This window comes from Phycisphaerae bacterium (assembly GCA_018003015.1).
Classification (GTDB): Bacteria; Planctomycetota; Phycisphaerae; order UBA1845; family PWPN01; genus JAGNEZ01.
Genome location: JAGNEZ010000100.1, coordinates 1 through 15,529, shown reverse-complemented (window position 1 = coordinate 15,529; position 15,529 = coordinate 1). Strand labels below are relative to the sequence as shown.

Below are 15,529 nucleotides of genomic sequence, written 5' to 3'. Positions count from 1 at the left end.
GGCGACAACGTGCGATACATTCGTCGAATCCGTTCGATCACTGTTGCATCCTGCATCCACCCAATATCGGAACAACGCGATCGAACCTATCAACAATTGTTCAGGTTATTCTTTTGCGGGCCCTAAGCACCCTAAGGAGGTTCGCCCCGAAACTGATCCGTTCATTGCCGGCGGTCTAATTGGCCAGTCTCCGGAGGAGTGGCTCCGGAACAACTGGTGGCGCCTGCGCGGCGTGAAGTCTGCCGATGGTCGATACGTCTCTCTGCCAACGCCGCCTCCATCCCTGTCCATCGAGAAGATCGCTGCGGAGGCAGCGGAGATGGAAACATGGCGATTACCGGCCGCAAAGGGGGAGCTTCTTTTCAAGAAGACGGACCGAGGATACCTACTGGTCGATTGCCTATCAGTCGATGGGCGTTAGTCAAGCGTCCTCGTCGACGCCCATGCACCTCGGCCGGCACATGAAGACCACCCACGGCCAGGCCAAGCGGTTGAAGGCCAAGAAGGGCCGCAAGCCCGCTGCCCGGAAAGGCCGACGAGCTGGAACTGCCCAAACAGCGGGCCTGCACGACCTGCCACTCGACCAATTGGTCGGGCTGATTGCCGCGGCAAAGGCAGAAGCAGGCCGCCCGATGGCGAAGATTCAGAAGGCGATTCAATAGATGACGGTGGGTTGCTGACGTCACCGCTCCGGTACTGAGGTGACGCACGTGCCTACGGGCAAACGGCTATCGATCTTGGCGCCCGCAACGAGTGCTATTTCCTCGCCTCGCCAACGCCATCCTCATCGCAATGTCCCGGTTCCTGCTCCAGCGGAATCCGCTTCAAGCCCAGCCTCTCCAGCGTCTCGCTCACCTCCTTGTCAGCTTGCTCGTCTATCATCCGCTTCAGCTCTTCGATGGAGTAGCCTTCCAGGTTCCGCCCGATCTCCCGGAGATCCTGCAGTGGGTCCCGGGGAATCGGCCGCAGGATCAGCTCTCGGTGTCCTTCCAAGGCGAGGAACTCCATGCTTGTCATGGCACTTTCACCATGACCCACCAAGCTCCCCAGAACGGCTCCCGCTGCGATGGTCCACGGAGATGCCGTGCGCCGATCCCGAGCAACGAGGTCAAAGAGTTGGCCAAGCACACAGGGGAGGGGCCATTTCAACCCTCGGGGCTGGGAGAACATCGAAGACGGGGCAGACGCCACGGGGGGGCGACTTGGTATAATAGCAGAAAACTGCACGGCGGTACAACCGGGCGAAATCAAGTCGGAAATGTCGGTTATGCTGCCGCCACGGCGACCCCCTGCCCAATGGCGCCAATGAGAGGAGGACAGGAAATGGCTGACAAGCGGTCCCACGTGACGTGTTTGAGCATCATCGCCACCCTGTTCTCGGCCGATCTGGCCTTGGCCCAGTCCCCGCCGACAACGGGCGGGGGCGAGCCGACGCTGGCCCCGACCAATCCCGACTTCATCGACCAGCAGAACCTGCCGCTGGCCGCACCGGTGACGGACGCGGGCTTCGGCCTGGGGTACCGGCCGTCGCCGCTGGACCTCTCGCACGCCCGCGGTCAGCGGTTCGTCACCGAGGGCATACTCCCCGCCGGGCTGCCGGCCTCTTACGACCTGCGGACCGTCGCCAACAAGCTGCCGCCGGTGCGCGACCAGGGTTCGTGCGGTGACTGCTGGACCTTCGCCACTGGCCGCTTCGTCAGCCCCGCGCCGGGTGACGGCGCGTTCATCATTCGAAACAGTTGGGGTACCGCCTGGGGCCAGGGCGGGTACTTCTACGTCTCCTACTACGACAGCAAGATCGGCACCGAGAACGCGGTCTTCCTGAACGCCGTGCCCGCCGGAACCTACACGCGGATGTACCAATACGATCCGTACGGCTGGGTCACCGGTATCGGCTACGGCGGCGACACGGCCTGGGCCGCCAGTATCTTCACTGCTACGGCGAGCGAACAGGTCAAGGCTGTGGGACTGTACACCCCCACGCTGAACTCCACGTATGACCTCTACGTGTACACGAACTGCTCCGACGATGCTCCCCGCAGCGGGACGCTGACCAGCAGCATGAGCGGTACCATTCCGAACATGGGCTACCATACGCTGACACTGAACTTGCCCGCCTCGGTGACCAATGCCCAGCGATTCTCCGTCGTTCTCAGACTGACCACCCTGGGCGTCAATTATCCGATCTGCGTCGAGAAACCCGTCGCCGGCTACTGCAGCGCCGCGACCGCGAGTGCCGGGCAAAGCTACTTGAGTACCGACGGCAACTCGTGGACGGACATGACCTCCGTGGTCTCAAACGCGAACGCCTGCCTGCGGGCGCTGACCGTGGGGGCGGGAGGAAGCACCATCTTCGTGAAGGCTGGTGCGACCGGCGCCAACAACGGCAACTCGTGGGCCGACGCGTACACCAGCCTGCGATCAGCCCTGAACCGCGCCGTGTCCGGTGACCAAGTCTGGGTGGCCGCGGGCACGTACAAGCCAGGGACGGCCCGAACTGACGCGTTTACTCTCAAGAGCGGCGTGGCGGTCTACGGCGGGTTCGCGGGGAACGAGCCTCCCGACTTCAATCCGGCCGGACGCAATGTCGCCGCTTATCCCACGATCCTCAGCGGCGACCTGCTCGGCGACGACGGGCCGAACTTCGCCAACACCGGCGACAACAGCTACTCCGTCGTCACGGGCGACTCCGTGGACATGAGCGCCGTCCTGGACGGCTTCACCATCACTGCCGGCAAGGCCGACGACCATAGCTCGAACCCAGCGGCCGGTTCCAGCGGCGGGGGCATGTTCCTGAACAACTCCAACCCGACCATTCGGAACTGCCGCTTCGTCCGTAACCGGGTCTGGACCGCCGGCGGGGCGATGTGCAACATCGCGTCCAGCCCCGCTGTCTCACACTGCACATTCGAGGACAATCATGCCTTGAACGGCAGCGCCGGCGCCGTCCTGAACTACACGGCCGGCACGCCCGAGTTCGTCGCTTGCATGTTCATCAGCAACACCGTCAGTAGCTATGGCGGGGCGATGTATAATGTCGCGGTTCGCGCCAACGTGCGCGGCTGCGCGTTCCACGGCAATACGGCCGAGAGCTCAGGGGGCGCCATCTTTGAAATCATGAGTCACTCAGCAATCACCAACTGCCTCTTCACCGGCAACAGGGCCGAGAGCCACGAACCGCCGCCCGCGGAAGCCTACGGCGGGGCACTGGTCACCCAGATGAGCGACACGAAACTCGCCAACTGCACGCTCTGGAAGAACTCGGCCACCCTCGGCGGCGGCGTCATCAACACCGTTTCTTCTACCTCCGCTGACTATCCCACGCTCGTCAACTGCATCGTCTGGGACAACCCCGGCGGTGAAATTAAAGGGTACGGCGCCTCTCAGATCCCGGATGTCCAGTTCAGCGACATCAAGGGCGGTGCGAACGGGCTCGGCAACATCCTGGCCAATCCGCTCTTCGCCGACGCCGATGGACCCGACAACGTGATCGGCACAGCTGACGACAATCTCCACCTGCTGCCCGGTTCACCGTGCATCGACGCGGGCAGCAATGCGGGCGTGCCGGTCGGCGTCCTGACCGATCTGATGGGCGCGACGCGCTTGTTCAACGACTTGGCCACCGCCGACTGTCGCTGGACCCCGGGTATCTGCGGCACGGCTCCGATCGTCGATATGGGCGCCTACGAGTTCATTCCCATTCCCTGTGACGCGGATCACGACGGCGACGTGGACAACGCGGACCTGGCGGCATTCGCAGCCTGTGTCTCCGGTCCGAAGATCCCTCGAACCGCCGGCTGCTCCGTGTGGGATTTCGACGCTGACAACGACGTCGACCAAGTCGACTTCGGCCTCCTCCAACGTTGCTGGAGCGGCTCGAACGCGCCGGCCGACCCCAACTGCGCGAATTGAATTGGCCACCGCAACCTCGTTAGCCATCGCGGCCAGGCCTCACGGGGAAGGACTGGATGCCGACTGTGATAATGATGTCGGCCAAGCCCGTCAGCCCATACTCGTACCCCTGCTTCCTCAGTTCGTCTTGAATACTCATGGTTGATTACCTCCGCGCCCGCAGGTACCATCCGCCCCGGATCGGTGCCAAGGACGCTCCCGTCCATTCAGCAGCGCTCGCCACGATTGGCCTTGGTGCCAATCGTCGGTTCCGTCCTGCCTGGCGCTTCGGACGGCGTTCTCGATCTCGTCCCGGTACTGCTCTCGAAGGAGCGACAGGCCGGTTCTTGCAGCCTGGTGCCAGAACTTCTCAAAGTCGTCCATTCTTACCTCGGGAGAACGAAAACGGCTCTCCGAGACTGGAGCGCCATTTGTGCTTGGATGTCCTCCTTCTACGCGATCGCTTCTTCGCCAGCCACACTCGAGTCCTTCGAGTTGTGTTCGATCATCGCCGCGTAGGCCTTTTGAAGGCAGTACATCACCAGAGGGATCTCGTCCCGGTTGAGACTGCTGGTCGAGTTCCATTGGCCGTTTCGGTCCTTGTACGCCTTGCTGGTCGAGGCCTTCATCACCAAGGCCGTCTTTCCGTTCGTGACGAGACGGTTCTCCGCCGCGAGGAATAGGGAAGATGATCAATATGTTGGACCGGGCAAGGATATGGACACTTCGGCACGCGGGACACACGCTGGAGGAGATCGCGGCCAGCGTAGGGGTCGGGAAGAGTCCGGTGCAGCGGGGTCTGAAGGAGCCGCTGATCACAAGTCTGGAGTCGGCCCCGACGCCCCTCGGGAGACCTTGACCCTGCGCACGCCAAACCCACGCCACCCGCCTCGGCCAGCCGCACTCGCCCCCGGACGGCCTATTCATCATCGCTGTGTTTGGGCCGCCAAGCTTGTTTTGAGGGGCCGTTCGGGTATGCTGTCGTTGATTTGACGGAGCGGCGGGAGTGCCCCGATGGACTCCGAACGCATTCTCAAATCTGCCGTAGACAACGGGGAGATGGACGTCCACCAGCGATGTGCGTCGCCGCCCATGCTGCGACTTGGCAGCCAGAGTCGCGTCTTCGAAGGCCTTGCGCTCACATATGATGACATGCTGTCCCGCATGGGATCGAGAGCACCGAAGCGCTTCTCGGAGGACATCGCTGGCCAGCGGCCTGCAAGCCAATGGTTGGTGCTCGCCGGTCTCCAGCCGGCAGCGGCCAGGGAGTTGTCGAGATGGCGCGTTGCAGCGTGGGACGCTATGTTGCCATCCTGATCTGAAGATGCCGGAGATGAATGGGCGCGAAGCCACGCGGGTGCTACGGTCCGCCGGTCCGAACCCCGCCTGAAGGGAAACGGCCATGCGTCACGACCAATCAGCCTCCTCGGCCGACCACAACCCGGGTAACCACCTGCCACCCGCGGGCGAACACCGCAGCGAACTGGACGGTCTGTTGGACCGCGCGAAGATGGAGAGACTGCTCCAGCATTTCTGCGACGCAGTCGGCATCGCGGCCTCAATCGTTGACATGAAGGGGAACGTGTTCGTCGGCGCCCGATGGCAGCGGATCTGCACGCAATTTCACCGGATCCATCCGGAAACACTGGCCTGTTGCATCGAGAGTGACACGGTGCTGGCCACACACCTCAAGGAAGGCAAGAGCTTCTCGCTCTATACATGCCCGCAAGGGTTGACCAACGCCGCCTCGCCCATCCTCATCCACGGGCGGCACATGGCCAATGTCTTCGTCGGGCAGTTCCTGCTGCAGGCGCCGGACGAGGCGGCGTTCCGCCAGCAGGCGGAAGCACACGGGTTCGACACGAAAGAGTACCTGCGGGCGCTCCGGGGCGTGCCGGTCATCCGCGAGGACCGCCTGCCGGCGATCCTCGGGTTCCTGACCAGTTTTGCCGAACTCGCCGCGACGGTCGGGGGCGAGCGGCTCGCGGCGCAAGAGGAGCAGCCCCGCCGGATTCTCGATGCTGCCGCGGAGGGGATATTCGGCGTGAATGCGGAGGGCCGCATCGCATTCGTGAATCCCTCCGCCTGCCGCCTCCTTGGGTACACCGCGGAGGAACTCATCGGCCACTGGCCATACGAGTTCTCGCCCGAACTCCAGGCCGACGGCCTGTCCTCCCGCCAGAAGCAAGAGCAGCTCGTTGCGGAGCTGCGGGAGAAGGGATCTGTGCGTTTCGAGTGGCTCCACCGAAAGCGTACAGGCGAAGTGTTTCCGACGGAGGTCTCTCTCAGCCTCGCCTCGCTGGGTGGCAGACCCGCGGCCGTAGCGATCGTACGCGATCTGACGGACCGGAAAAAGGCGGAGGAAGCCCTGGCCGCCAGCGAGCGCAAGACCCACCGCATCCTGGAAACGTCGAAGCAGGGGTTCTGGCTGATCGACAACGATACGGCCACCGTGGAAGTCAATCCCGCCATGTGCGAGATCCTCGGACGCCCGCGCGAGCAGATTCTCGGGCGCCGCATCTTCGAGTTCACTGACGAAGAGAACAACCGCATCTTCAGGGAGAACGTCTCGCGCCGCGCGCGGGGCGAAGCCGACACCTACGAGCTTGCTCTCACCCGGCCCGACGGGACCCAGATCCCGTGCCAGGTGAGCGCCACGCCTCTTCTCGACGACCGGGGCGTCAAGATCGGCGCGTTTGCGATGTTCACCGACATCACCGAACGGAAATGGCACGTGCAGGCCTTGGCAGCCGGCGAGCGCAAGACTCGTCGGATCCTCGAGACGTGCAGTGAGGGATTCTGGACGATCGACAACATGGCCGTCACGACTGAAGTCAACGATGCCTTGTGCCAGATCCTGGGGCGAACACGGGACCAGATCATCGGCCATAGCATCTTTGATTTCACTGACGAGGAGAACTGCCGGATCTTCAGGGAGCACATGGCGCGGCGGGCGAAAGGAGAATCTAGTTCATACGAAATCTCGCTGCTCAGACCTGACGGCAGTCTCGTGCCCTGCCACCTGAGCGGTACGCCGCTCTTTGACGAACACGGCGTCAAGATCGGCGCGTTTGCCATGTTCACCGATATCACCGACCGCAAGCGCGCGGAGGACGCCCTCCGGGAATCTGAGCGGCGATTGGCTTCGATCATTGATCTGATGCCGGATGCCCTCATCATTATCGATCGCCACGGCCGGGTGGTGGCCTGGAACAAAGCCACCGAGGCCCTGACGGGTGTCCGGGCGGCGGACATACTCGGCAAGGGCGACTATGAATATGCTCTTCCTTTTTACGGAAAACGAAGACCGATTCTCATTGATCTGGTCCAGTTGTCCCAGAAGGACCTGGAGGAAAAATATGCCAGTATCAAGCGCGATGGTCCGGTCCTGATCGGCGAGGCCTATCTGCCGCTGGGCGGCAGGGGGGCTTACCTGCAAGGCCGTGCACGCGTCCTGAATGACGAGAACGGCGCTTATGCTGGGGCCATCGAGATTCTGCACGACTTCACCGAACGTCAACTCGCGGAGAACGGCTTGCAGGACCGCCTGATGTTCCAACAGGCGCTGCTGAACAGCATCCCGTATCCCATGTTCATCAAGGACGCCGGGGCCCGTTTCCTGGGCTGCAATACCGCCTACGAGAAGGCCTTCGGGGTCGTCAGCGACCGCCTGCGAGGCAGGACGGTACTCGACCTGGAGTACATTGCGGAAGAGGAGCGACGGAAGTTTCACGCCGAAGACACCGCCGTCATCCGCGACGCAAGCCGCCTGAGCTACGAACTGCCGATCGCATACGCGGAAGGCCAGAGGCACGTGACCCTGTATTCTGTGGACGGCTTCCGCCTCGCCGACGGCCGTCCCGGCGGCCTGATCGGCCTGCTCGTGGACATCACCGAGCGCAAGGACCTTGAGGAGGAGCTGCGCGTCGCCAAGCGGAAGGCCGAAGAGGCCACGGAAATGAAGTCCATGTTCCTTGCGAACATGAGCCACGAAATCCGCACGCCCATGAACGCCATCATCAACATGACCGGCCTGACGCTGGAGACGGAACTCACCCCCAAGCAGCGGCAATACCTCAGTGTCGTGCATGGGTCGGCCAGGAGCCTGCTGGCGCTGATCAACGACATCCTCGATTTCTCGAAGATCGAAGCCGACCGGCTCGAACTGGAAGAATCACCCTTCGGCCTGCGTGGCGAACTGGAGCAGATCACCGAAGCGTTCCGCGCGAAAGTGATCGAGAAACACGTGGAACTCATCGTGCATGTTCCGGCCGGCATCCCCGATCATCTCACCGGCGACGCGCTGCGGTTCCGACAGGTCGTGACCAACCTCGTCGGCAATGCCTTCAAGTTCACGGAGAAGGGCGAGGTCGTCGTCAAAGTTGCGACCGCCGGCGCCTCCCCGGCCGGCCAGCCCACGCCGCCGGGCAAGCTCGACCTGCTGTTGAGCGTGCGTGACACCGGCATCGGAATGACCGAGGAGCAGCAGGGCAGACTCTTCCAGGCCTTCAGCCAGGCCGACACCTCGACCACGCGAAAGTACGGCGGTACGGGCCTTGGACTCGCCATCAGTCGGCGCCTCGCGCGAATGATGGGGGGTGACATCACCCTTGAAAGCACGCCCGGGCTCGGCACCACATTCTCCTTCACCGCCCGCGTCGGGCTCGAAGCAGCGCAGGAGACGCCGGTTCACACGCTCCCGCCCAGCGTGCGGGAGCGGCCGGTTCTGGTGGTGGATGACAGTGAAACCAGCCGCGAGCTACTGACCACCCTACTGACCGGCTGGTCGATTCCCGTCGTGGCCGTCGGAACGGCGGAACAGGCCCTGAAGCTTATGGAGCAGCGCAACAAGGAGGACGGCCACGATCCCTTCGGCTTGGTGATCCTGGACTGGATGCTGCCGGGGATGGACGGCATTGAGGCCGCAGCCCGCATCCGAGCGCGGGCGGAGACGAAATCGCTGCCGATCGTGGTCATCAGCGCGTACGCTGGAGAGGAAGAGGAATCCCGCTGTGCGGATATCGGCGTCAACGTCTTCCTCCCCAAGCCGATCACGTCCTCTTCGCTGTTCAACTCACTTGTCGAGGCCCAGGGTGCCGAGGTCCACGCCATCCGCCGCTCACTCGACGTGCCGCTGGAACGGGAATTCGTGGGCGTGCGAGCGCTCCTGGCCGAAGACAACGAGGCCAACCAGATGGTGGCCCTCGAATTGCTCTCCCGGCTGGGTATCGAGCTGGACATCGCCGGCAACGGACGGGAGGCGGTCGAAATGGCGCGTCGCCACCCGGGTCGCTACGCGGCCGTTTTGATGGACATGCAAATGCCCGAGATGGACGGCCTCGAGGTCACCCGCGTCCTGCGGGCAGATCCTGCGTTCTGCGACCTCCCCATCATCGCGATGACCGCGAATGCCATGAAGCATGACCTTGACGCGTGCCTGGCCGTGGGCATGAACGACCACATCACCAAGCCCATCGATCGGACAGCGATGCTTGCGACGTTGCGGCGGTGGTTGCCCCGCAACGTAGCGGAAGCCGACTCGAAAGCCGCGTCACCCCTTCCGGCTCCCGCGACGTCCGAAGAGCCCCCCCCAGCCCTCGAAGGCATCAACGTGACGGATACGCTCAGCCGGCTCGGCCTCGGCTTCGGCAGTCTGCGCAACATGCTCATCCGCTTCGCGGATGGGCAGAGCAAGACCCTGGATGATCTACGCGCCGGCGTGACGGCCGGTGATGGGACCGCCGCCGCCAGACATGCGCACGCCATCGCCGGAGCGGCCGGCAACCTGGGAGCAGAAGCCCTGCAAGCGGCCGCCAAGGCGCTTGAGCAGGCCGGGCGCGAAGGGCGCTGCGACCTCCAGGACCTGCTGCGTTCGGTGGACGAACGCGCCGCGACGGTCTTTCGCGCGATCGATTCGTTGCGGGACGCGCCCGTGAGTACCCCCGCGGCAGCCATACCGCCGTCTGATCCGGCGGAACTGCGGACGGTGCTGGAACGCCTCGCAGCGGCGCTCAGCGGCTTCGACCTGTCGGCATCGGGCGATGCGCTCACCGATCTGGCTGGCATCGGCGCACCGGCGGCGGTGGCTGCGGATTTGGCACGGGTGCGCGAACACGTGGATGGCTATGAGTATGATGAGGCGGCGGCGATCGTTGCCCGCCTCCTTCAACAACTGGAGACGGGCAGTTGAAGGACCTTTCCCAATGCCGCGTCCTGATTGTAGATGACGTGAAGGCCAACGTCGATGTGCTTGTGCAGGCCCTTCGCAATGATCACAAGCTCAGCGTGGCGCTCGACGGCGAAGCCGCGCTGCGCAGCGTCGAGAAGAATCCACCCGACCTCGTCCTGCTGGACATCGTTATGCCAGGGCTCGACGGCTACGAAGTGTGCCGCCGGCTTCGCGCGACGTCCGCCACCCAAGATATTCCCGTGATGTTTCTCAGTTCCCTCGAAGAGGTGAGGAACAAGACCCTCGGGTTCGAGGTCGGCGGCAACGACTACCTGACGAAGCCCTTCGAGATCCTGGAGGTGAAAGCCCGCGTGCGCTCGCTCCTCAAGGCAAAAGCCTACTCCGACGCCGTGAAGGAGAAGATCGCTGCGGAACTGGCAATTGCCCGCGATATCCAGCTCGGCATTCTGCCCTCAAACATCGCGGCTTGCGTGGCGGATACGAACCTCGAAGTCTGTGCCATCCTGGAACCGGCCCGCGAGGTCGGCGGCGATCTCTACGAGGTCTTGCGCCTCGACGACGGCCGCGTGCTCGTCGCCGTCGGCGACGTGTCCGGCAAAGGTATTCCGGCGGCCTTGTTCATGGCGGTTACGACGACGTTGCTCCGGACGATGGCGCGGCAGCACCACCAGCCCGAGGAGATCCTGCTTCAGGTGAACGATGCTCTGGCCATGCAGAATCCCCGGGGCATGTTCGTGACTCTACTGTGCATGATCGTCGATCCTGCAACGGGGATCGTTGCGTGCGCCAACGCGGGCCATCCGTCCCCTGTGCTTGTTCGACCGGGTGCTGCACCGTGCGTAACGCTGGGTTCTACCGCGATGGTGTCCGGCATCATGGCGGGAACGGCGATTGGAGGCGAAACGATGGAGCTTCAGCCGGGAGACACACTGGTGCTCTATACCGACGGCGTGACCGAAGCCTTTGATGCAGCGGGGACGATGTTCGAGGAGGCGCAACTTCTCAGGTGTCTGGGCCATGCGTCCGGCCAAACTGCCGGTGAAACGGCATCGATCGTTCTCGAGGCCGTTCGTCGGCATGCCGGGGACCATCCCCAGTCCGACGACATCACTGTGGTAACGGTGCGGAGGACGCGCTGACTAAGACATGAGTGTCGTGTCGCAAGTCAGCCCGGAGTTGTCCGGAGCATGCAGCCGGTGAACGGCCGCGAACTGGAGGACTGGTTCTCATTGCTTGGCCATCGCGGCCAGGCCTCACGTGGAAGGACTGGATGCACACCGCGATAGTGGCGTTGACCAGGTCATCAGCCCCATCTTCACATCTACTCCACTAACCGATCCCACCACGTGCTCTCGCCAGCCCCTGTCCGCCCGGTCCCTGGCACTTGCCCTGGGAGCGGAGTTGTCGACCATCACGGACGTTCTCGAGCCGCCCCTGGTTCGCCTCGGCCTGATGATGGTAAACCCAGGTGGACGGCTGATTATCGATCCGGGCAGCCCGATCCATCCCAGGGCCTTCCGATGGTAACGCTCCAGGGCTTCTTCGGGATCTGAACCCCAGGTGAATCCGCTTGCCGCTCCGGGTCACGTAGTACTGGCCGGTCGGTTTGTCAAAGGACAAAGGGCTCGATGCAGGGCGACTTCGTGGCATGGCACCACCTCCAAAAGTGTAGTGCCACGTGTTTTGGAGTCGGTGACGAGAGGATGACGGTACGTAACTACTGTATTCAGCGTCAGTTGTGTAATCGGGGCGACAAGATTTGAACTTGCGACCTCTTGACCCCCAGCAGTGTTACTGACATTGGTGGCTTATCACTTAACTACCCGCCGATTAAGGCTTTAGGCTTTATACCTATATCTGGTGTCGCCATTAAAGAGTAGACAAGGTGCGGACAAATCGTAGACAAACGTGGACAGCGCGCCACCGCTTCACCTGCCGCCACCAAACGAAGACCGTTTTCCCGGCTCTCCTGGTGATCACAGTCACGCTGTCCACGCTGCACGACGGTCTTGACAGATTGCTGGCATTACTCGGCCGGGGAGGCACGATCTACTCACGGTCGTAGCCGCGAAACCCCTCTCATGAACTGGTGACTGTAAAACAAACTTTCTCGCGAGCAGATTCCTCTATCAACATGATCGAGGCGGCCATCGGAATTTAGCTTCGTCCCTTGACAAGTGCGCGTTCCGGTAATTACGACCACGTTTTTCCGGAAATTCTGACCACCTTGTCGCCCGCGGACTCGCGGCGGTTGCCGCGAGGGATTTATCGCGTTGGTGCCAATCCCGAAGGCGAGGGGAAGAACGGGCGGAGCGTGCCCGGCGGCCGTCCGCCCGCCCTTCGGTCTTGGCCCCTGGGTCGGCGCTCAAGTCGGTTCCCACCGTTGCTCTGTCCTCCGCCCAGGTCACCATCGATCCTATCCTCCGTCAACGGAATCGCACAAGACGTCCGGCCTCATGCATTCACCGGTTCTCCTTCCTTTTCAGCACCCTTCAGATGCCGCGTACGGTACGACGGACCGCGAAGCTGGATGAACCGCCCGCGCTCCAGGACCCGATCGGTGATCGCTTCCGCCAGGTCGGTATCGTGCAGCACCCGCCCCCATTGGTTCAACGGCTTGTTGGTGGTGAACAGCATCGGCCGCTTGTGCAGGTAACGATGGTTGACCACCTGGAACAGCACGTTGGCCGCGTCCGGACAATAGGTCAGATAGCCCACCTCGTCGATGACCAGAACATGGGTCTGCAGGTACGGCGTCAGCGCCTCGCGCAGTCGGCCCTTGCCGGCCGCGGCGGAGAGTTCGTCGATCAGCTCCGCGGCGGTGATGAAGCAGGCGTCGTAGCCGTTCTGGATGGCACGGTAGGCGACGCTAATGGACAGATGCGTTTTCCCGGTTCCCACGCTGCCCCCGAGAATCAGGCAGCGGCCTTCGCTGACCAGTTCCGGGCCGAGATAGCTGCCCAGCAGCGACAGCCGTACGGCCGTCTGAAGCTTGAAGTCGAACTCCTCGATCGTTTTCAGGAACGGGAACTTCGCCTTCCGGGTGGCCCGCTGAATGCGGGTCTCCGTCCGGTGGGCGACTTCCTCACTGACCAGCAGGGCCAGATAGTCGCGGTAGCTCATCTCCTCCGCCTCGGCCCGATTCTCCAACTCGGGATACAGCCGGCGAATGGTCGGCAGGTGCAGACGCCGGAGCAACCCGTCCAGGTCGATCGCCTCGGGGGTCCATGATGAAGGTAACGTCGTGGTCATGACCGGCCCTCCCAGGTGAGAGCTGGAATGAGCGGCTGATTCAGAACCCAGGCGATCGCCTTGACGTGGTAATGCCCATTGAGCAGCACGTCCTCAATGGCCTGGAGCGTCTGCTGGGGACCATGGCTCAACAGGAGGTCATGAAGCTGCTCAACCTGATCCTTCCAGTTCATCCGGGGATGGTGGACCCACTCGGTCAGCAGCTTCTCCGCCGGCGGGCCCAATTCCAGGATTTCCTGCCGTTTCTGGTAGAGTCTGGCCCGCTCACCGTGGATCGCGGCCAGCCGGGCAACCCGGTGCTCGCTGCAATACGACGTGTTGCCCACCACCGGGCGCCGGGGATGCTCCGCCTCACAGCCGTTGCGGGCCACGATCCGTACCTTGTCGGGATACAGGAACAACGTCGCCGGAATACCCAGCGCCGCCGGGGGCATGGAGTACCGGATCCGCTCGTACTCCACGAAGCCCGTGGTTCGCACCGTCACCGCGATCCGCAATGGGTACTCGGCCGCCGGAATGGCCATCGGTGAGAGCCGGGCTCGTTCGGCATCCATTCGTTCCATGGGAACCTGGTTCGTGGCCCGGTTGGGGCGGCGCAGGTTCACCTCCTCCAGCCACGCGACGAGTTGTTGTTCGAGATCCTGGCGGTCGTGGAAGCGGCGGACCTTGAAGAAACTGCCCTTCACCCAGCCGACCAGGTTCTCGACCGATCCCTTCTGATTGGCCCGTCGCGGCGTGCACAACTCGATGCCGAAACCGTAGTCCACCGGCACGTGAGCGAAGGTGGGGTTCCACTCGGGGGCACCGTTAATCTGGCCGATCACCACCGTCTTGGGATTGTCGAAAACCACTCGAAGCGGTACGCCCTCGAAGGACGCGAAGCCTTGGAGCAACGCCCGGATCAGCGACTCGACCCGCTCGTCCGGAACCGTGACCACGTGGGTCCAGCGGGAGTACTTCAATCGCGAGGCGAAGAAGTGAATCTTCTCCCCCGAGCCGTCCGCGTAGGAGACGTTCACGCAACCGAAATCGTGCTGGCTGAACTCCCCCGGCATACCTTCGAACCGAACCTCCGGACCCTGCTGAGCCGGAGGCCGCATCGCCTTGACCAACTCGTAAACCGCCGACTTGCCGCCGGTGTAACCCAGCGAACGCAACCGGCTGAGCACCTCCACCGTCGGCAACGCCGGCTCCGCTTCCAGAATCCGTTCCACCTCGCCTCGCAGCCCCTCTACCCGGCTCGGCCGCCCGATCCGCCGCGACTTCGGCGTCGGGGCCGACTCCGCACTCGTGATCGGGGCCTCCTTCAGAACACGCTGTACCGTGCTCTTCCCCACTCCGACCGCCTCGGCGATCTCGTCCAGCGTGCGCCCCGCCTCCCGTAACGCCCGTAGCCTTGGAGTCCCATGAGCGTCTCCACGCCAAGAAGTTCTGGACAGCCTGTCCAGATCCTTGGCAGGATGCAGGATTGATCGATCAAGCCAACAGCGTCGTAGTCATCTCAGCCGTCTCGCACAGAAATGTCACAGCTTTGCACCCTCCTTTGTCACAGCGGAAGCTTGACGGCTACGGTAGAGAACCTGCTCTGGGGCAGTTCTCTACGCTACATGTGCAGCCCATTCCTCAAGATCGGCGTCAACCATGTCGCACCACGACTCATGCTCTCCGCCCTCAAGAATGAAATCAACGAACATCTTCTCGATATCTTCGGATTGGAGTGAGACGGACCATTCGTCGAGAGAGGCTCCGTCGTAGGGTGCAAATGCCCAGTATTCCGCCGCCGCTTTCCCATCATTGAGGAGAACAAGAATCTCCTCCAGTTCTATCTCGTCATCACAAGCCGCAAGGATGTCGTCCTTAGTCTTTCCTTCGGCCCATGCCTTGAGTTCATCGAAACGAGCCGGCGAGACGCTAAATGGACCGTACATGGGGACGAATCCATGATAATCCACGGTCGTCAACCCTTCAGAATCAAGAACATAGTAGACGTGTCCAAATTGCCAAGCCCCGCCGTCAACAAGTATCGGCGATGGGACCGCTGCTAGTCGTTCAAGGGCATCTTCTCTGGTCACTTAGGGCCCGCAAAGAAATAACCTGAACGATTCTACCGTCGCGGCGAGACTATGTAGTTCCAATCGCCGTGAAACGGCTCTGGCCTGACGTGGAGTCGGCCCAGTTCTGCATCACTCACTTTGA

11 protein-coding genes and 1 tRNA gene are annotated in these 15,529 nt (G+C 62.7%); 6 read left to right on the top strand and 6 right to left on the bottom strand.

Annotated features, from left to right (window positions below; genetic code table 11):
* Together KA354_23830 and KA354_23825 are read left to right on the top strand one after the other, a co-directional pair.
* The coding region (locus KA354_23830; protein MBP7937682.1) for a hypothetical protein at positions 1-421 on the top strand (421 nt) is incomplete at its 5' end.
* A 40-nt stretch (positions 422-461) separates the two neighbouring features.
* Positions 462-662, top strand: coding sequence for a hypothetical protein (locus tag KA354_23825; protein ID MBP7937681.1), 201 nt, complete (start codon positions 462-464; stop codon positions 660-662).
* A gap of 94 nt (positions 663-756) precedes the next feature.
* Here KA354_23825 and KA354_23820 read toward each other — a convergent pair whose 3' ends face one another.
* Complete coding sequence (locus tag KA354_23820) at positions 757-1,017, bottom strand: hypothetical protein (protein MBP7937680.1); 261 nt, start codon at positions 1,015-1,017, stop codon at positions 757-759.
* A gap of 306 nt (positions 1,018-1,323) precedes the next feature.
* Between KA354_23820 and KA354_23815 the strand changes: the two genes are divergently transcribed.
* Positions 1,324-3,912 carry a hypothetical protein gene (locus KA354_23815; protein ID MBP7937679.1) on the top strand — a complete coding sequence of 863 codons (2,589 nt, stop codon included), beginning with the start codon at positions 1,324-1,326 and terminating at the stop codon, positions 3,910-3,912.
* Between the two features lie 431 nt (positions 3,913-4,343).
* Here the strand turns inward: KA354_23815 and KA354_23810 are convergent, their stop codons facing one another.
* Positions 4,344-4,526, bottom strand: a complete 183-nt coding sequence (locus tag KA354_23810) for a hypothetical protein (GenBank protein MBP7937678.1) — start codon at positions 4,524-4,526, stop codon at positions 4,344-4,346.
* A 767-nt stretch (positions 4,527-5,293) separates the two neighbouring features.
* Between KA354_23810 and KA354_23805 the strand changes: the two genes are divergently transcribed.
* The 3 genes from KA354_23805 (at position 5,294) to KA354_23795 (ending at position 11,608) form a co-directional block, all read left to right on the top strand.
* Positions 5,294-10,081 carry a PAS domain S-box protein gene (locus tag KA354_23805; GenBank protein ID MBP7937677.1) on the top strand — a complete coding sequence of 1,596 codons (4,788 nt, stop codon included), beginning with the start codon at positions 5,294-5,296 and terminating at the stop codon, positions 10,079-10,081.
* A complete protein-coding gene (locus KA354_23800) occupies positions 10,078-11,220 on the top strand; it encodes a fused response regulator/phosphatase (GenBank protein MBP7937676.1) in 1,143 nt (380 codons plus the stop codon). The genes KA354_23805 and KA354_23800 overlap by 4 nt, the downstream gene beginning before the upstream one ends.
* A 94-nt stretch (positions 11,221-11,314) precedes the next feature.
* Positions 11,315-11,608, top strand: coding sequence for a hypothetical protein (locus KA354_23795; GenBank protein MBP7937675.1), 294 nt, complete (start codon positions 11,315-11,317; stop codon positions 11,606-11,608).
* Between the two features lie 217 nt (positions 11,609-11,825).
* On the opposite strand, the gene KA354_23790 is transcribed toward KA354_23795, so the two are convergent.
* The 4 genes from KA354_23790 to KA354_23775 all read right to left on the bottom strand — a co-directional run bounded on the left by KA354_23790 (position 11,826) and on the right by KA354_23775 (position 15,405).
* Positions 11,826-11,907, bottom strand: a tRNA-Val gene (locus tag KA354_23790).
* Between the two features lie 628 nt (positions 11,908-12,535).
* Positions 12,536-13,333, bottom strand: coding sequence for an IS21-like element helper ATPase IstB (gene istB, locus KA354_23785; GenBank protein MBP7937674.1), 798 nt, complete (start codon positions 13,331-13,333; stop codon positions 12,536-12,538).
* Positions 13,330-14,802, bottom strand: a complete 1,473-nt coding sequence (gene istA, locus KA354_23780; protein MBP7937673.1) for an IS21 family transposase — start codon at positions 14,800-14,802, stop codon at positions 13,330-13,332. Before istA ends, istB begins: the two co-directional genes overlap by 4 nt.
* A 129-nt stretch (positions 14,803-14,931) precedes the next feature.
* A complete protein-coding gene (locus KA354_23775) occupies positions 14,932-15,405 on the bottom strand; it encodes a hypothetical protein (GenBank protein MBP7937672.1) in 474 nt (157 codons plus the stop codon).
* Between the last annotated feature and the right edge of the window lie 124 nt (positions 15,406-15,529).